Raw genomic sequence first — 17,413 nt, 5'->3', positions numbered from 1 at the left:
GTCAGGTGGTGCCGCGGACGAGTTCCAGACCCGCGCCGGCGAACTGACGCAGCGTCGCCGTCGGCAGGAACGCCCGTGTGAGCGCGAGAGAGATGCGCGTGAGGTCGCTCTCGTCGCGGTAGAGCAGGTACATGGTCTCGTAGCGCGGGTGGAACTTCTCCTTGAAGCGATGCAACGACTGGAAGCCGTAGACGGGCTCCAGCGCCTCGGCGAGCTTGCCGCTCAACTCGGCGATGAGCCCCGCATCCGGCGGGTAGTCGTGCGCGAGCGGCGCTCCCGACAGAGACATGATCTGCGCCCCCTCCTCGGAGAAGGCCTTGGCGGATGAGCCGATGAGGAACTCCATCACAGGCCCGAACCCGCCCTCGCGTCGGCGCATGAGATCCAGCGTCCAGCCGTGGATGCCGCCGCCCGGCGCGTAGACGGGCAGCCACGACAGGAACCCGTCGACATCCCCCGAGGGCGAGATCGCCAGCGCGAGGCGCACCTCCGGGTCGGCGGCCTCGGCCAGTGTGCCGAGGGTGAAGCTCATCTCCGGGAGGCCCTTGTCGCCCACCCAGCTTTCGGAGATCGCGCGCAGCTGTGCGCGGATCCCCCATGGTTCGTCGGCGAGCCGCGTGAGTCGGAACGTCATCTCCTCGCGCCCCGCACGGTTGAAGGAGGTGCGGACGGCGTTCCAGGCCTTGCCGGTGAACTCGAGTCCGGGAAGGTCCACGATCGTGTCGTCGGCCACCACGAGGCTGCGCCAGCTCTCGGGCACCGCGTCACGGGTTCGTTCTCCCGCGCTGAAGAAGCAGGGGATGAGGCCGGCACGCTCCGCCGAGTCGATGAACGCCGACACGGCGGGACCGGCGTCGGCCTCCGGACCGATGGGATCGGCCAGCACGAGCGCGACGGAAGCGCGGCTCTGGAACGCGACGATGCTCTCCGACACCCGGGCGTAGTGGTTGCCCTCCCAGGTCGTCATCCACGACAGTGTCCCCCCGCCGAAGCGGTGCAGCTGGTCGCGCAGCGCGGTCTGATCCGGCGCGGGCGGCTGACCGATGCGGGTGCGCCGGCGCGCGCGGAAAGCGCCGCGCACCCAGACGAGGTAGACGAGAACGAGCAGCCAGAGCACGCCGGTCGCGAGCGAGAGCGAGGGATCTCCCGAGAGGACGTCGGCGGCTTCGGTCCAGCTCGTCAGGGCGATCAGGGCGATGAGGAGAGCGAGCGACAGAAGATTGAGGCCCGTCAGCACGAGCCCGAGGATCCACGCCCACCGACGGCCGCGTCGCAGCCCGTTGGCGATGAGCGCGATCGCCACCACGTCGATCGCCACATCCCAGACCGAGCCCGAGCCGGGCGTGGTCGGTCCGAAGGGCCCGTCGGTCGGGACCATGAAGACGATGATCTCGAGGACCGCGAGGATGGCGAGTCCGAGGAAGGCGACGAGCCGCTGCTCCCGCACGGTCGTGCGCTGCGGGCGCAGCGAGCGGTCCACGAAGAGCACCAGGACTACCGCCAGCAGGTGCTCGATGTCGTCGAGATTCCCCCAGAACAGCATCGTGACGAAGACGTATCCGAGCAGGAGCAACCAGACCCGCATCCGCCACGGCGCGCGAAGGAGCCCTACGGCGGCGGCGATGGCGGCGAACGCGCCGCCGGACGGGCCGACATCCAGTGCGCCCGCCTGCGTGAGTGCCCACTGCCAGCCGGTGAGCGAGAGCGCCCAGACGAGAAGGGCCGCCGCCAGCACCGCGAACAGTTGGCCGATCGCGAAGTAAGCGAGCGCCACGCGGGTGCCGCGGCGGAATTCGAGGTAGGCCATCCCCGCGAAGCTCGCGACCGTGAACAGGTAGAGGCCGGGGTGGCCGACGATGAAGGTGCCGGTGAACGGCGTCCACCAGCGGCCGGCCTCGAGGGCGGGCCAGCCGTAAGCCCACAGCTCCATGCCGGGGTTCCGATGGAAGGGATGCCAGAGGGCACCGGTGACGACCCCGATCACGAGCAGTGCGGCGACCAGGACGAGAGTCGCGGGCACGCGACGAGCGATGCGCATCGCCGTGCGGGGCCTCGGTCGGCTGGCGGCGTCGTCCGTCGTCATGCGCTCACGATAGCGACGCGGAGGGCTCAGGCGTCGGAGTCGACCAGCAGCAGCGCGTGGAGCTCGTCCGCGTTGTCGACCACGGCTTGGGCGCCCTCGGCCTCGTGCGGCCAGCTGAAACCCCACCGCACGAAGATCACGGGGACGCCGTTGGCCGTCGCACCGTCCACATCGTGGTGCCGATCCCCGATGAGTACGGGGCGCGAGGTGTCGACGCCGGCGGCCCGCATCCGGCGCAGAGCCTCGGCGACGATGTCCGCCTTCGTCGCGAGCGTCTTCTCGTCGGGCGTCGCGCCCGTGATGGCCGTCATGTGCTCCGCGAGGTCGAAGTGCAGCATGAGCGCCTGCACCTGGTTCTCGGGCTTGGAGCTCGCCGTGCCCTGGGGAATGCCCGCGGCGGCGAGGTCGTCCACGATCTGCTTGACCCCCGGGTACAGCTTGACGTCGGTGGTGTAGCCGTCGGCCTTGCCCAGCGCGCGATAGAAGGTGACCGCGTCCGTGGCGCTATCCGGGGTCATCCCGGCGTGGTGCTGGAAGGACTCGTACAGGGGAGGTCCGATCCAGTGCACCAGCTCGGCGCGCGTCGGCGCCGGGAGGCCGAAGTGCTCGAGCGTGATCGTGAGGCGGCGCAGGATCCCATCGGATGCGTCGACGAGCGTGCCGTCGACGTCCCAGAGGATGCAGGAGAACGGGGATCCGACGGACATGGCTCCCACGCTATCGTGCGCCGGGCGGCCGATCGTCGCGGCGGGGTTCGCGCCGCTCAGAAGAGCGTCGGCAGTCCGCTGTCGATGCCCTTCATGGCCTCGTAGTCCAGGACGACGCAGTCGATGCCGCGATCGGTCGCGAGGGTGCGCGCCTGCGGCGCGAACGCCTGCGCCGCCAGCACACCGCGCACGGGCCGCAGGTGCGAGTCGCGGTTGAGCAGGTCGAGGTAGCGCGTGAGCTGCTCCACCGCGTCGATCCCCGCTCGCCGCTTGACCTCGACGGCGACGTGCAGCGCGCGCGGCGTCTCGTCCTCCAGGGCGACGACCGTGGCCGCGTCCGGATCGCGCAGCATGAGATCCACCGGACCGATGGCGGTGGGGAACTCGCGGCGCACGAGGGTGAGGTGCTCGCCGATGACCCCCACCTGCTCGGCCAGCAGACGCTGCAGGTCGGCCTCGACGCCGTCCTTCTGCAAGCCCGGGTCGACGCCGAGCTCGTGGCTGGAGTCGTGGATCACCTCGTAGAGGCGCACGAGCAGCGCGTCGCCGGTCTTGGTGTGCGTGACCCGCCACTGCTCGATGACGCCGGCGCTCGCCGCATCCTCGTCGGGCTCCTCGACGGCCAGTGAGCACGGCGGGCTCATCCAGTTCAGGGGCTTGTAGGAGCCGCCGTCGGAGTGCACGAGGAGACTGCCGTCGCCCTTGTGGACGAGGAGGCGAGTCGCGAGGGGCAGATGGGCATTGAGGCGGCCGGTGTAGTCCACGGAGCAGCGGGCGATGACGAGACGCACCCGAAGAGCCTAGTTGCCGCGGAGCCCGTCCTCGACGCTCACAGCAGATCGAACAAGCCGAGCTCGGTCGCCGCGGCACGAGCCAGCAGGAAGCCGATGATGCCGAGGATCCACGATGTGGTCTCGCCGGCGGTGCGCGAGAGCCATGCTGCGAGACGCTCGAGGGGACGCTCGATCAGGTGCGCCGCGACGATCCGCAGACCCAGCAGCACCAGCGCCGGCAGGATCATGACGAGGCAGTATGCGGCGAGGGCTCCCACCTGCACCGGGAGCGCGAGCGGCGACTCGGCCAGCAGCGTCATGCCGATCAGATACGGGAGCATGGTCGCCAGCTCCACGATTCCCGCCGCGATCGCCACGGCGATGACGGTGCGCGCCGGCACCCCGTCGGCGACCAGCCGGTCGCGCCACCGGACGATGCGCCCGGGGCCGGCGTCGGGGCGCTCCCGCATCCGCTTCTCGTTCGCGGGGATCGCGAAGGCGGCGATCAGCAGCGCCGCGCCGACGACCAGGCGCACCACCGCCCCGGCGGTCGAGGAGGAGAAGTCGCCGACCACGTCGATGACGTTCATGAGCCCGAGCAGGAACAGCACGCCGACCGCGAGGTAGAAGAGCGAGATCGTCGAGAGATAGACCAGGTGGCGCCCGACGCGCACCTTGCCCGGCACGATCATGAGCAGCAGGGGGATGACGAGGGTGCCGACGCTCAGCCCGTCGACGAGGGCGAGCACGAACAGGGTGAGCGGCAAGGGGGCGCCGGGAATGAGGTCCACGCTCCGAGTCTTCGGCGGGGACGGCTTGCGCACATCGGGCGAAGGACGCACCCTCGCCCTGGCGCCTCCGTCCTTCGACGGATGCCGCAGACGCATGCCTGTGCTTGCATGAACGCATGGGCGAAGCAGAGGTCTCCCGGCTGCGTGACTGGGTGCGCCGGCACCGGGGGCCCGCCGACGCGCTCATCTACCTGCTGATCGCGCTCGCCGCCGGCGCGCTGGGACTCACGGTGTCTGGTGCCATCGTGCCCAGTGTGTTCGCCGCCGCATCCGCGTGGTGGGCGTTGATCCCCGCGCTCGCCGCCGTGGCGCTCGTGCTCGTGCGTGATCGGTGGCCGATCCCCGCGCTGATCGCCGCGGCGATCGTCATGGCCGTCGACGTCTTCGTGTTCGGCGGGCTGGTTCCCCTCATCGTCGCCGTCGACGTGCTGTACGTCGCCACGCGCGAGGCCGAGCACCGCCGCGGCATCCTCGCGGGGACGGTGACGGTCGTCGCGGTCATGTCGATCGCGGCCGGGTGGATCACCGGCGACGCGCGCGCCGCCTTCCTCGTCGCTCTGCAGCTGGGCGCCCTGGCCGGGTTGGGGTACTGGTACGGCACCGCGGTGGCGCAGTCGCGGGAGCTGGTCGCGCTGCATCGGCAGCAGGCGGAGGACGCGCGACACGAGGGTGCGCGGCAGCGGGATGCGGCGGTGCAGGGCGAACGCGACGCCATGGCGCGCGAGCTGCACGACGTCGTCGCCGGCCATGTTGCGGCGATGGCGATCCGCTCCGAGGCGGCGCTGTCGATGCCGCCGGATCCGGATGCCGATCGCGCCGCACTCCGGGCTGTGCGCGACTCGTCGCGGGAGGCGCACGACACGCTCCGCACGATGATCGCCGTGCTGCGCGACGGCGGCGCGCAGATCGCGGCGCCGGCGGGCGTCGCCTCGATCGACGACCTCGCCGAGGCCGCGCGCCGCTCCGGACTGGAGGTGTCGCTCGAAAACGACCTCGACGCCGATCTCAGCACGCCCGTGGACCAGGCCGTCGCCCGCATCGTGCAGGAGTCGCTGGCGAATTGCGTCCGTCACGCACCCGGAGCCGAGGTGCGCATCCGGCTCGTCGAGGAGGCCGGGGAGGTGTCCGTGCGGGTGGACTCCCGTGGAGCATCCGCGCCGCCCGCTCGGCTCGTCGGGAACGGCTGGGGTCTCGAGCTGCTGCGCGAACGCGCGAAGGCCCTGGGCGGCCGGCTGGATGCCGGACCCCGCGCCGATGGATGGTGCGTCGAGGCCCACATCCCGGCGGCGGTGCCCGGATGAGCGCGCCGCGAGTGCTCCTGGCCGATGACCACGCCGCCATCCGTGAGGGACTGCGGATCATGCTCGTGGCCCACGGCATCGAGGTGGTCGGCGAGGCTGCCGACGGCGCGGTGGCGGTGCGCAACGCGCGGGCCCTGCGGCCGGACGTCGTGCTGATGGACCTGCGGATGCCGGGCATGGACGGCGTGGAGGCGACCCGCCGCATCCGCGAAGACGACACGAGCGACGTGCTCGTGCTGACGAGCTTCGACGAGGACGAGCTGGTGGATGCGGCGCTCGACGCGGGTGCTGTCGGATTCCTGCTGAAGACGGTCTCGGCTGCGGCCCTCGTGGATGCAGTGCACAGCGTCGCCCGCGGCGACGGGGTCCTCGACCCTCGGGTCACTCGGCGGGTGCTGGCGCGCCGCACGCGGCCTGCGGAGCACTCCCCCGCTACCGCGGCGCTCGACGCGCTGACGCCGCGCGAGCGTGAGGTGCTCGCCGCCCTCTCGGAAGGGCGCTCCAACCATCAGATCGCCGCGCTGCTGGAGATCTCCGTTCCGACGGTGAAGACGCACGTGTCGAGTGTGCTGACGAAGCTGGGCGCCGAGAGTCGTTCGCACGCCGTGGCGATCGCCCGGGGTGACGCCGCTCAGTGACCGCGCGGCGCCTTCTCGTCGGATGCGGTGACCAGCGGGCGGGCGGCGCCCGAGAAGAAGCCCGACGCCACGATCAGTCCCACGATGATCAGCAGGGTGTTCAGCAGGCCGATGTGCTCGCTGATGAAGCCGAGGATCGGCGGACCGCACAGGAACGCGACGTAACCGATCGTCGCCGCCGCACTCACCCGCGCCGCCGCGTGCTGGGGGTCGTCGGCGGCGGCCGACATGCCCAGCGGGAAGCCGAGGGATGCGCCCATCCCCCACAGCGCCGCACCGATGAACACCAGCGGCATGTTCGGGGCGAAGATGAACAGCACGAGTCCGACGGCCGCCGTGACGGCGAGCGAGCGCAGCACGACGACGCGGCCGAAGCGATCGACCAGCGGACCGCCGAACACCCGTACGACGGTCATCGCTACGGAGAACACCGTCAGCGCCGCGGGTCCGAGCGCCGGGTCGGCCCCGTGATCGTCGACGACCGCGAGAGAGAGCCAGTCGTTCGCACCGCCCTCGGCGAAGGCCATGCCCAGGATGATGACGCCCAGCGTGTACGTGCGCGGCTCCTTCCATGCGCTCAGCGCGAGACGGATGCGCTCGCTCCATCCCTTCGGGGCATCCTCCGCGTCGACGTCCATCGCGACGTCGCGGACCGGCACATTGGAGGCCGTCACGACGGCCAGGACGGCGATGACGACCGCGACGATCGCCGTGTGCGCCACGACGCTGAACGCGATGGCGGCGGCCGCCGTGCCGAGACCCGCGCCGATGACCGTTCCGAAGCTGAAGAAGGCGTGGAACAGCGGCAGGATCGTCTTGCCGGTCTGCTTCTCGATCGCCGCGCCCTCGACGTTCATCATCACGTCGAGCGAGCCGTTGCCGAATCCGAAGAGTGCGAGACCGGCGAGCACGACGCCGTACATGTGCAGGTAGTCGGTTCCGACCCCGATGAGAACGAGCCCGAGCACGACGAAGCACAGCGCACCGAGCATGCCCCGGCGTGCTCCGAACCGCGCGAGGATCGCGGAGCTGGCCGTGAGGCCGAGGATCGAGGCGACGCCCATCCCCAGCAGCAGCATGCCGACCTGGATGTTGTCGATGCCCAGCGCCGTCTTGATCGCCGGCACGCGGGACGCCCAGGTGGCGATGCTCAGGCCGCTCGCGAGGAAGATGGCGAAGACGGCTGTGCGCCACCGCACGACCTGGGAACGGGACAGCACTGTTTCCATGAGCACACCCTACCGAATCGATTCGATCCGTGTCGTGACGTGGGGGGTTAGCATCGAGGGACCATGAACGCACGCCGTGCCACCATCGCCGACGTCGCACGTCAGGCGGGAGTCGCCGCCTCGACCGCGTCGGTGGTGTTCAGCGGCAAGACCGCGGTCTCCGAGGCGACCCGCTCACGCGTGCTCGCGGCCGCTGCGGAACTCGGCTACGCAGGGCCGGATCCGCGTGCGGCGTCGTTGCGTCTGGGACGCTCGGGCGTCGTCGGTGTCGTCATCGGCGATCGGCTGCGCGCGGCCTTCCGCGATCCCGTCACCACGATCATGCTCGACGGGCTCGCCGAGGGCGTGGCCGAACGCGGCAGCGGTCTGCTCCTCCTCCGCGACGACGAATCGGGGGGAGCAGCCCTCCCCGCAGCCCCGGCTGATGCCTTCGTCCTGATCGGATGCAGCACACGGCTGCGTGACGACCTTGAGGTGCTGCAGCGGCGCGGTGTTCCGGTGGTGGTCGTGGAGGGCGATGCCGGCGAGGGGATCCCCCGCATCCGCCTGGACAATCACGACGCGCAGGCCGTCATCGCTCGGCACGTGCGAGAGCTCGGACACCGTCGCGTCGTGGTGGTCGCCCTTCCCGTCGGCGGCGGACACAGCACGGGATGGTTCGATCCGCAATCGGTCTCGCAGATCACCGTCGACGTCACGCGCGAACGTCTGGAGGGCGCCCTCGACGTGTTCGAGGACGCCCGCGTGTATGCGGCGGGGGCGAGTCTCATCGACGAGGGCTACTCGGCGGGCCGAGCCATCCTCACGGCACCGGGCGAGCGGCCGACGGCGATCCTCGCGCAGAGCGATGTGCTGGCGGCGGGCATCATCCGGGCCGTCCACGACGCTGGGCTGCGCGTGCCCGAAGACGTCAGCGTCACCGGTTTCGACGGCGTCTCGATCGACGGCGTCGCCCCCCTCACGCTGACCACGATGGTGCAGCCCGCGGCGGAGAAGGGGCGCGCCGCCGGTATCGCAGTGTCGGCGATGCTCGAGGGCGTCGTTCCCCCCGACATCCTGCTGACTTCTGTGTTCCGTCCGGGTAATACGACGGGACCGGTTTCGACGGTCCTGGCGCCGGGCGTGTGATCCGCCCCGTAGAATAGAGAGCGACACCCCGATCGCCTGGGTGGTTCCGTCTGCCACGGAGCCCCGACGACCACGAGGAGGCCGCGTTTGCTGGTACTCCTCGCTGCGTTTGCCCTCGTTCCGCTTCTGCTCCCCTGGCTGGTCTCCCGCCTCGGCGCCCGCGCCTTCGCGGTCGCGGCCCTGCTGCCGATCATCGCCTTCGGCCACGCGCTCTGGCTCGCTCCGCAGGTGCTGTCGGGTGGCATTCCCTTCGAGACATACGACTGGATGCCCTCGCTCGGTATCCAGCTCTCGATGCGGATGGACATGCTCAGCTGGGTGCTGACGCTCATCGTGACCGGCGTCGGCGCTCTGGTGATGCTCTACTGCCGCTGGTACTTCGCAGGAAAACGCGAGGGCCTCGGCCAGTTCTCCGCTGTGCTCCTCGCCTTCGCCGGAGCCATGTACGGACTCGTGCTCACCGACGACATCGTCGTGCTGGTCATGCTGTGGGAGATCACGAGCGTGCTCTCGTACCTGCTCATCGGCTTCTACCACGCGCGCGGTGTCAGCCGTCGTGCCGCGCTGCAGGCGCTGCTGGTGACGACGCTCGGCGGACTCGTCATGCTGATCGGCGTCGTGTTGTTCGTCGTGGCGGCGGGCACGACCAGCATCTCCACGATCCTCGCCGAGGCCCCCACCGGTCCCACCGTCAACGCCGCACTCGTCCTTCTTCTGGTCGGCGCGCTGAGCAAGTCCGCGATCTTCCCATTCCATTTCTGGCTCCCCGGCGCCATGGCCGCGCCCACGCCCGTCAGCGCCTATCTGCACGCGGCGGCGATGGTCAAGGCCGGCATCTATCTGATCGCCCGCTTCGCGCCCGTCTACGCGGAGGCTGATCCGTGGCGTCCGATCATCGTGTGCCTCGGCGTGTTCACGATGCTGCTCGGCGGCGTGCAGGCCCTTCGCGAGTCCGACCTCAAGCGCATTCTGGCGTTCGGCACGGTGAGTCAGCTCGGCTTCCTGACGGTCGTGCTCGGCTTCGGCACCAGGGAGGCGGCGCTCGCCGGTCTCGCGCTCCTGCTCAGCCACGCTCTCTTCAAGTCGTCGCTGTTCCTCGTGGTGGGCGTCATCGACCGCCAGCTCTCCACCCGTGACATCAATGAACTCTCCAGAGTGGGGCGGCAAGCGCCCACGCTCGCGACCTTCTCGATCATCGCCGTCGCGTCCATGGCCGGCGTCATCCCCACCATCGGGTTCGTCGCGAAGGAGTCCGCGCTGGCGGCCTTCCTCGACGACGGATCGGTGTGGGCGACGGTCGCACTCATCGGCATCCTCATCGGTTCGGCGCTGACGGCGGCGTACGGCATCCGCTTCGTCTGGGGCGCGTTCTGGACGAAGAAGGATGCGGCGGGCGCACCGCGCGAGCGCACCGAGTGGCCCGACCCGCCCGTCGGCTTCCTCGCGGCGCCGGTCATCCTCTCCGGCCTCACGCTCGTGTCGGGGCTCGCCGCACCCTGGATCGACACCGCGTTCGCGCGATACGCCGAGCTCGCCCCGGCGGCCGGCGAGAAGGCCACGCATCTCGCACTCTGGCACGGCCTCGAGCCCGCGCTGTTCCTCTCGCTCGGCACGCTCGCGGTGGGCGCATTCCTGTTCTGGTTCGCTCTGAAGGTGCGGTGGGCCGAGCGGCGCAGGATTCTCCCGTTCACCGCCGCCGACGCCTACAACGCGGTCCTGCGTCTCATCGCCCGCATCTCGGTGTGGACGACGACGCTCACGCAGCGCGGCTCGCTGCCGGTCTACGTGGGAACGATCTTCCTCGTTTTCGTCGTCTCGCAGGGTGTCACCCTGTTGGCGACGCCGGAGTGGCGCGCGCAGCTGGATGCCTGGCAGTCGCCGACCCAGGTGTTCGTCGCCCCGATCATGATCGTCGCGGGCATCATCGCGGTGCGTGCCCGCAAGCGCTACACGGGCGTCGTGCTCGTCTCGGTCACGGGCCTGGGCATGGTCGTGCTCTTCGCCACGAGCGGCGCCCCCGATCTGGCTCTGACGCAGATCCTCATCGAGACCGTCACGCTCGTCGCGTTCGCGCTCGTGCTGCGGCGCATCCCGGCCCGGATGGGCGACCACAACGCGTCGGTCGCTCCGCTCGCGCGAGCCGTGCTCGCCGGAGCCGTCGGCCTCACGATGGCTCTCGTCGCGATCGTCGCGACCTCCGCGCGCGTCGAGACGCCGATCTCGCTCGCTTTCCCGGAACTCGCCTACGAAATCGGCCACGGGCGCAACGTCGTCAACGTCGCCCTCGTGGACCTTCGCGGCTGGGACACGATGGGCGAGCTGTCGGTGCTCATCCTCGCGGCCACCGGCGTCGCCTCACTCGTGTTCGTCACCCACCGCTCCGACACCCTCTCGGACTTCACCAAACCGCTTCCCCGCCTTCCCCGCCGTCGTCCGCTGCTCGAGACGTCGGAGGGCCTGCGCCCCCAGGGCGCGGGCGAGAGCGGTCGTCGCGCCTGGCTCGTGGGAGGCGCGAAGGTCAAGCCGGAGAACCGCTCGATCCTGCTCGAAGTCGTCGTGCGGATCCTGTTCCACTCGATCATCATCGTTTCGCTGTACGTGCTGTTCGCCGGTCACAACCTTCCCGGCGGCGGGTTCGCGGGCGGTCTCATCGCCGGTATGGCGCTCGTCATGCGTTACGTCGCCGGCGGCCGCTACGAGCTCGGCGCCGCGGCACCGACGGATGCGGGGCGCCTGCTGGGCGTGGGCATGCTGCTCGCCGTCGGAACCGCCGTCGTGCCGCTGTTCTTCGGCGTCGACCCCCTGACCAGCACCTGGTTCGACGTGACGATCCCCGTGCTCGGCCACGTGGAGTTCGTGACGTCGACGATCTTCGACATCGGCGTGTACCTCGTCGTCATCGGGCTCGTGCTCGACGTGCTCCGCAGCCTCGGCGCCGAGGTCGACCGCCAGAAGCTCCAGCTGGAGCAGCAGGGGGCGGGAACCCGATGAGCGTCTCCGTCGTCCTGATCGCCGTGATGGCCGTGCTCTTCGCGTGCGGCGTGTACGCGATGCTCGAGCGGAGCCTCACCCGGGTGCTGATCGGTTTCCTGCTGCTCGGCAACGCCGCGAACCTGCTGCTGCTCATCGTGATGGGCTTCCCCGGAACGGCGCCCTTCTTTGCGAAAGGCGCCGACTCGGCGGAGTTCTCCGACCCTCTCCCCCAGGCGCTGACGCTGACGGCGATCGTGATCACCTTCGCGGTCTCGGCGTTCCTGCTCGCGCTCATCTACCGCTCCTGGCAGCTGGGTCAGGCCGACACCGTCGAGGACGACGTCGAGGACATCGCGCTGCGCGGCCGTGCGGTCGAAGACGAAGAGGCCATGGAGGACGAGATCACCGCCGACGACGCGACGACGGACTTCGTGGATGCGGCGAGCGTTCCCATCACGGTGCTCGGCAGCCTGGACGTGCCCGGCATCCGCGACGACGCGCCGACTGATCGACCGACCACGAGGCGCACCGATGACGAGGAGGGTGAGCGATGAACGCACTGGTTCCGCTTCTGGTCACCCTGCCACTCATCGGCGCAGCCATTGCGCTCGTGTTCGGCAGGCGCCGGCGCGTGCAGGTTGCCGTCTCGATCACGACCCTCACGGCGGTGCTCGCCATCGCGGCGGTGCTGCTCGTGGTCGTCGACTCGGGCCAGCCCCTCGCCGTTGCTGTGGGCGGCTGGCCGATCCCCTTCGGCATCGTGCTCTACGTCGACCGGCTGGCGGCGCTGCTGGTCGTGGTCTCGAGCGTCGTGCTGCTCGCCGTCCTTCTCTTCTCGGTAGGGCAAGGCGCCGCCGACGGTGACGAGGAGACCCCGGTCTCGATCTTCCACCCGTCGTACCTCATCCTCGCGGCGGGCATCTTCAACGCGTTCATCGCGGGCGACCTCTTCAACCTCTACGTGGGCTTCGAGATCCTGCTCGTCGCGTCCTACGTGCTGATCACCCTCGGCGGCACCGAGTCCCGCATCCGTGCCGGCATCGTCTACATCGTCGTCTCGCTCGTCTCCTCGATCCTCTTCCTCGCCTCGATCGCCATGATCTACGGCGCCCTCGGCACCGTGAACATGGCGCAGATCGCGGAGCGGATGGGGGAGTTGCCGCAGCACGTGCAGCTCACGCTGCACCTCATGCTGCTGCTCGCCTTCAGTATCAAGGCGGCCGTCTTCCCGCTGTCGTTCTGGCTGCCGGACTCCTACCCCACCGCACCCGCGCCGGTCACGGCCGTCTTCGCGGGCCTGCTGACCAAGGTCGGCGTCTACGCCCTCATCCGCACCGAGACGCAGCTCTTCCCCGACAGCAACGTGAACGTGCTGCTGCTGATCGTCGCCCTCGCCACAATGATCGTCGGTGTGCTCGGTGCGGTCGCCCAGGCCGAGCTCAAACGAATCCTCTCCTTCACCCTCGTGAGCCACGTGGGCTACATGGTGTTCGGGCTCGCGATCGCGACCCCCGCGGCGATCGGCGCGACGATCTACTACATGGTCCACCACATCGTGGTGCAGACGACTCTGTTCCTCGCCGTCGGACTCATCGAGCGTCGCGCAGGCAGCACCTCCATCCTCAAGCTCAAGGGGCTCATGCGCGCAGCCCCCGTGATCGCGGTGCTGTACTTCATCCCCGCCGTGAACCTCGGCGGGCTCCCCCCGTTCTCGGGCTTCATAGGCAAGTACGGACTCTTCGACGCCGCAGCCCAGGTCGGCACGCCGCTCATGATCGTTCTGATCGTGGCCGGTATCGTCACCTCGCTGCTCACGCTCTATGCGCTCATGCGTGCCTGGAACCTCGGCTTCTGGCGCGAGGACGACACGGAGGAGCCCGAGGTCGAGGCTCGCGTCGAGTACCTCGGCAACGCCCCGGCCGCCGGCATCCAGACCGAACGCCGCGTCATCCCCCGTGTCATGACTGCGGCCACCGCGGGCATGGTGGCCGTCACGGTGGCCCTCACGGTGTTCGCCGGGCCCCTCTACGACATGTGCACCCGCATCGGCGACGCGCTGCTGCAGCCCGTGCAGCTCGTGCAGCTGGAGACGCAGTCCGGGGAGGTCGATCAGTGATCCGACACCTCCGCGGCCCCAAGGGACTCATCGCCCAGACCTGGCGGCAACTGCCGTTCTTCCTGTGGCTCGTCGCCCTGTGGATGCTGCTGTGGGGTCAGTTCACGGTCATCGCGTTCCTGACCGGACTCGTGGCGGCGATCCTCGTGACCCGCGTCTTCCGGCTGCCGCCGGTGGAGCTGTCCGGCCGCGTCAACCTCTGGTACGGCCTGGTCTTCGTGCTTGCCTTCCTCGGCGCGCTCGTCAAGGGCTCGCTGCTCGTGGCCTGGCAGGTCGTGAATCCCCGACGCTATCCCGGGGGCGCCGTCATCGCCGTGCCCCTCGCCACGAACGATGAGCTGATCCTCGCGCACACCGCCGTCACCGCATCCCTCATCCCGGGATCGCTCGTGATCGACATCGACCGCGACGAGAGCATCCTGTACCTGCACGTCATCGGCGTGAACTCGGACGCGGACGTCGAGGCGCAGCGTCGTCACGTGCAGCGGTGGGAGCGGCGGATCGTGCGCGCGGTCGGCTCGCGCGCACAGCTCGCGCAGGTGACGCCGGCCCGCACGGGCGAGGCCCAGGCGAAGGAGGCCAGCGGATGAACCCACTGCTCGTGGCGATCTACATCGTCTTCGCCGTGGCCGCCCTGCTCACGCTCTGGCGCGTCATCACGGGGCCCTCGATCCTCGACCGGGCGGTCGCCAGCGACGTGCTGCTGACAGAGGTCATGTGCGTGCTGGGCGCCGAGATGGCGATCAACCACCACACCCGCACGCTGCCCGTGTTGTTGGTGATCGCCGCGATCGGCGTGTTCGGATCGATCTCGATCGCGCGGTTCGTCGCGAGGAAGGATGCGAACCAGCGATGATCGCGCACGTCCAGGCGGATGCGGGGTTCCCGATCGATGCCGTCCTCGACACCACAGCTCTCGTGCTGATCCTCATCGGCGCGCTCCTGTGCCTGACGGCGGCGATCGGCCTGCTGCGCTTCCACGACGTCCCCACGCGCCTGCACGCCGCGACCAAGCCTCAGGTGCTCGGCTTCCTGCTCATCTGCCTCGCGATCGCCCTGTCGGTTCGCAGTTGGGCCGCCGTGGCCTTCCTCATCCCGATCGCCCTCATCCAGCTCGCGACCGCGCCGCTGTCGGCGCATATGGTGGGGCGGCAGGCCTACCGCAACCGCACGCTGGACGAAGAGGCCATGTACGTCGACGAGCTGCGCGACAAGGATCCCGACCCGCGCTGACCTGCTCGTGCTACGCCGTAGCCGGCTCCGACTCCCCCGCCACGATCTCATCGGCGTTCACGGCGATCCACTCCAGCAGCGGCAGCATCCGCGCCATGAGCTCACGACCTCGGTCGGTGAGGTGGTACTCGACGTGCGGCGGCACGGTCGGGAACGACTCCCGCTCGACGAAGCGGTCTGCGGTGAGCTGGCGCAGGGTCGAGGCGAGCATCTTCTCGCTGATGCCGTCGACGGCGCGGCGCAGCTCGCTCCAGCGAAGGGTGCCGCCCACGAGCGCCGACAGCACGAGCACCCCCCAGCGGCTCATGACGTGATCGAGAACGGTCCGCGTCGGGCACGCGTGGGTGAACAATCCCTCCGGGAGGGCCTGCAAATTCACATAACTCACCATGACGTCGGTACCTTACTCCGAAGTGGGTACCTGACAAAAGGAATGTTTCAGGCGGAAGGTGGGCTTACCCCCACGTACCGGATCGAAAGGACACTCCCATGACCATTCTCGTCACCGCCGCCAGCGGACACCTCGGCCGTCTCATCGTCGAAAGCCTGCTCGAGCGCGGCGTCGCCGCATCCGACATCGTCGCGGGCGCGCGCAGTCTCGACAAGGTCGCCGACCTCGCCGATCGCGGGGTGGGCACCGCCGTCGTGGACTACGACGCTCCGGAGACCCTCGACGCGGCCTTCGCCGGGGTCGACCGCGTCGTGCTCGTCTCGGGCTCCGAGGTTGGCAAGCGCTTGCCCCAGCACCAGGCGGTCATCGACGCCGCCGTCGCCGCGAAGGTCGGCGGGCTGGTCTACACGAGCATCTACCACGCGACCACGAGCCCGCTGCCCCTGGCAGCCGAGCACGTCGCCACCGAGGAGGCGCTCGCCGCATCCGGCCTGCGCTACACAATCCTCCGCAACAACTGGTACATCGAGAACTACGCGCAGGATGTGGCCCGCGCCGCCGAGTCCGGCGTGATCGCCGCTGCGGTCGCCGATGGGAAGGTGGCAGGAGCCGCCCGCGCCGACTTCGCCGAGGCGGCGGCCATCGTGGTGACGGACGACGCGTACCTCGGACGCGTGCTCGAGCTCGCGGGTGATGTCGCATTCGGCTACGCGGACATCGCTGCGGCCGCCGCCGAGATCCACGGGCGCGACGTGACGTATGTGGCGCTGTCGGAGGAGCACCTGCTGGAGACCCTGCGCGGCGCAGGCCTCGATGAGGGCACGGCCGGCTTCGTCGCCGCGCTGGATGCGGGAATCGCCGCCGGTGCGCTGGACTCCGAGGACCACACGCTGTCGCAGCTCATCGGGCGTCCCACCACGCCGCTCGTCGAGGGGCTGCGCGCAGCGCTCTGACCCGGACATGACGAAGGGGCACCCGCATCGCGCGGGTGCCCCTTCGTCATGAGGGCTCTCAGTACCAGTTGGTCGCCTGCGAGTGGCCCCACGCCGCGCACGGCGTGCCATATGCGCGGTCGATGTAGTCGAGCCCCCACCGGATCTGCGTGATCGCGGAGGTCTGCCAGTCGTCACCGGCCGAAGCCATCTTGGAGCCGGGCAGGGCCTGCGGGATGCCGGTCGCGCCGCTGCCGTCGTTGTACGCCTGGTAGTTCCAGCTCGACTCACGCTGCCACAGGGATTCGAGGCACGAGAACTGGTCGTCGCCCCAGCCGTAGTTCTCGGCCGCCATCGTGCGGGCCGCTGCGCGAGCGCCGTCCGGCGTGTTCGCCTGCGCGAGCGCGGCGGCTGCCGCCGCGGCTGCCGCCTGCTGCTCGGCGGCGACCTGGGCGTCGTACGCGGTGCGCTCCGCGGTGACGCGAGCGGTCGCATCGCGCAGCACGGTGATGGACGCTTCGGCCACCGCATCCGAGAGCTCGGTGGACGAGCTCAATCGGGCGATCTCCTTGTCGAGCGTCGTGGTGTCGGCCTTCCCCGCCGCGGAGGCGGAGACCGAGCGGGCCAGCGTGAGGTAGAGCGACGCGTCGAGGTCGATCGTGCGGGGCGCAGGATCGGCGGGAGGCGTGGAGGCCGACGGGGTCGGCGTGGGCGCCTCGTCGTCGGAGGCTGCGAACGCCGCCGTGGGAACGAGGAGGGGGACGGCCACCACGAGGGCGGCAGCGCTCAACAGGGCGCGACGAAAGCGGGGCATAGGGCTCCAGGGTCGAGCGGCCTGCCTGACGCGGGGCACGGAGAACGCGCGGGCGCGAGTGACGTCGGGGACGATCACGCGCTGCGCCAGCAGGGTGGACAGGCCCCGTCGTCGGGGCTGCCGCCGCACGAGTTCGGGCTCGCGGGCGACCTGGACACCGTAGGGGGGCTTTCTGGACGAACCGTGGCAGGACCCTGGGCGTGCGGTGTATGCGCCCGCATCCGTCCCCGCCGCCGACCACGCCCCGCGAGACTGCATCTCGCGCACGAGATCACGGTCATTACCCGTGATCTCGTGCCGGAAA

At 69.9% G+C, this 17,413-nt stretch carries 17 protein-coding genes; 10 read left to right on the top strand and 7 right to left on the bottom strand.

Annotation, left to right across the window (positions count from 1 at the left end; all coding sequences use genetic code 11):
* Position 1: 1 nt before the first annotated feature.
* The 4 genes from ACYVJS_RS07370 to ACYVJS_RS07355 are packed head-to-tail and all read right to left on the bottom strand — an operon-like array spanning position 2 to position 4,354.
* Entirely contained in the window at positions 2-2,083 is a 2,082-nt protein-coding gene (locus ACYVJS_RS07370; protein ID WP_460739167.1) for a bifunctional lysylphosphatidylglycerol flippase/synthetase MprF, read from the bottom strand.
* 26 nt (positions 2,084-2,109) lie between these two features.
* Positions 2,110-2,790 carry an HAD hydrolase-like protein gene (locus tag ACYVJS_RS07365; RefSeq protein WP_460739165.1) on the bottom strand — a complete coding sequence of 227 codons (681 nt, stop codon included), beginning with the start codon at positions 2,788-2,790 and terminating at the stop codon, positions 2,110-2,112.
* Between the two features lie 56 nt (positions 2,791-2,846).
* Positions 2,847-3,581: an endonuclease NucS gene (gene nucS, locus ACYVJS_RS07360; protein ID WP_460739163.1), complete on the bottom strand. Its 735-nt coding sequence runs from the start codon at positions 3,579-3,581 to the stop codon at positions 2,847-2,849.
* Positions 3,582-3,619: 38 nt separating this feature from the next.
* Positions 3,620-4,354, bottom strand: a complete 735-nt coding sequence (locus tag ACYVJS_RS07355) for a GAP family protein (RefSeq protein ID WP_460739161.1) — start codon at positions 4,352-4,354, stop codon at positions 3,620-3,622.
* 116 nt (positions 4,355-4,470) lie between these two features.
* Between ACYVJS_RS07355 and ACYVJS_RS07350 the strand changes: the two genes are divergently transcribed.
* A complete protein-coding gene (locus ACYVJS_RS07350) occupies positions 4,471-5,655 on the top strand; it encodes a sensor histidine kinase (protein WP_460739159.1) in 1,185 nt (394 codons plus the stop codon).
* Complete coding sequence (locus tag ACYVJS_RS07345) at positions 5,652-6,293, top strand: response regulator (protein WP_460739157.1); 642 nt, start codon at positions 5,652-5,654, stop codon at positions 6,291-6,293. Before ACYVJS_RS07350 ends, ACYVJS_RS07345 begins: the two co-directional genes overlap by 4 nt.
* Here ACYVJS_RS07345 and ACYVJS_RS07340 read toward each other — a convergent pair.
* Positions 6,287-7,522, bottom strand: a complete 1,236-nt coding sequence (locus tag ACYVJS_RS07340; protein WP_460739155.1) for an MFS transporter — start codon at positions 7,520-7,522, stop codon at positions 6,287-6,289. The two genes, ACYVJS_RS07345 and ACYVJS_RS07340, sit on opposite strands and share 7 nt — an antisense overlap.
* A gap of 63 nt (positions 7,523-7,585) precedes the next feature.
* Here ACYVJS_RS07340 and ACYVJS_RS07335 point away from each other — a divergent pair, with 63 nt between their 5' ends.
* The 7 genes from ACYVJS_RS07335 (at position 7,586) to mnhG (ending at position 14,972) form a co-directional block, all read left to right on the top strand.
* A complete protein-coding gene (locus tag ACYVJS_RS07335; RefSeq protein WP_460739153.1) occupies positions 7,586-8,650 on the top strand; it encodes a LacI family DNA-binding transcriptional regulator in 1,065 nt (354 codons plus the stop codon).
* Between the two features lie 87 nt (positions 8,651-8,737).
* Positions 8,738-11,641, top strand: a complete 2,904-nt coding sequence (locus ACYVJS_RS07330) for a Na+/H+ antiporter subunit A (protein ID WP_460739151.1) — start codon at positions 8,738-8,740, stop codon at positions 11,639-11,641.
* Positions 11,638-12,177: a Na(+)/H(+) antiporter subunit C gene (locus tag ACYVJS_RS07325; RefSeq protein WP_460739149.1), complete on the top strand. Its 540-nt coding sequence runs from the start codon at positions 11,638-11,640 to the stop codon at positions 12,175-12,177. Before ACYVJS_RS07330 ends, ACYVJS_RS07325 begins: the two co-directional genes overlap by 4 nt.
* Positions 12,174-13,739 carry a Na+/H+ antiporter subunit D gene (locus tag ACYVJS_RS07320; protein WP_344226794.1) on the top strand — a complete coding sequence of 522 codons (1,566 nt, stop codon included), beginning with the start codon at positions 12,174-12,176 and terminating at the stop codon, positions 13,737-13,739. Before ACYVJS_RS07325 ends, ACYVJS_RS07320 begins: the two co-directional genes overlap by 4 nt.
* On the top strand, positions 13,736-14,329 hold the full coding sequence (locus tag ACYVJS_RS07315) for a Na+/H+ antiporter subunit E (protein WP_460739147.1): 594 nt from the start codon (positions 13,736-13,738) through the stop codon (positions 14,327-14,329). Before ACYVJS_RS07320 ends, ACYVJS_RS07315 begins: the two co-directional genes overlap by 4 nt.
* Entirely contained in the window at positions 14,326-14,595 is a 270-nt protein-coding gene (locus ACYVJS_RS07310) for a monovalent cation/H+ antiporter complex subunit F (protein WP_137418458.1), read from the top strand. The genes ACYVJS_RS07315 and ACYVJS_RS07310 overlap by 4 nt, the downstream gene beginning before the upstream one ends.
* Positions 14,592-14,972 carry a monovalent cation/H(+) antiporter subunit G gene (mnhG, locus tag ACYVJS_RS07305; RefSeq protein WP_460739145.1) on the top strand — a complete coding sequence of 127 codons (381 nt, stop codon included), beginning with the start codon at positions 14,592-14,594 and terminating at the stop codon, positions 14,970-14,972. Before ACYVJS_RS07310 ends, mnhG begins: the two co-directional genes overlap by 4 nt.
* 10 nt (positions 14,973-14,982) lie before the next feature.
* Here mnhG and ACYVJS_RS07300 read toward each other — a convergent pair whose 3' ends face one another.
* Positions 14,983-15,363: a winged helix-turn-helix transcriptional regulator gene (locus tag ACYVJS_RS07300; protein WP_460739143.1), complete on the bottom strand. Its 381-nt coding sequence runs from the start codon at positions 15,361-15,363 to the stop codon at positions 14,983-14,985.
* Positions 15,364-15,461: 98 nt separating this feature from the next.
* Between ACYVJS_RS07300 and ACYVJS_RS07295 the strand changes: the two genes are divergently transcribed.
* Entirely contained in the window at positions 15,462-16,316 is an 855-nt protein-coding gene (locus tag ACYVJS_RS07295) for an SDR family oxidoreductase (RefSeq protein WP_460739141.1), read from the top strand.
* A gap of 58 nt (positions 16,317-16,374) precedes the next feature.
* On the opposite strand, the gene ACYVJS_RS07290 is transcribed toward ACYVJS_RS07295, so the two are convergent.
* Positions 16,375-17,376, bottom strand: coding sequence for an aggregation-promoting factor C-terminal-like domain-containing protein (locus ACYVJS_RS07290; protein WP_460739139.1), 1,002 nt, complete (start codon positions 17,374-17,376; stop codon positions 16,375-16,377).
* Between the last annotated feature and the right edge of the window lie 37 nt (positions 17,377-17,413).

Source organism: Microbacterium neimengense, from assembly GCF_054782995.1.
The sequence above is the reverse complement of the archived record's forward strand: the minus strand, read 5'-3'. Positions and strand labels throughout refer to the sequence as shown.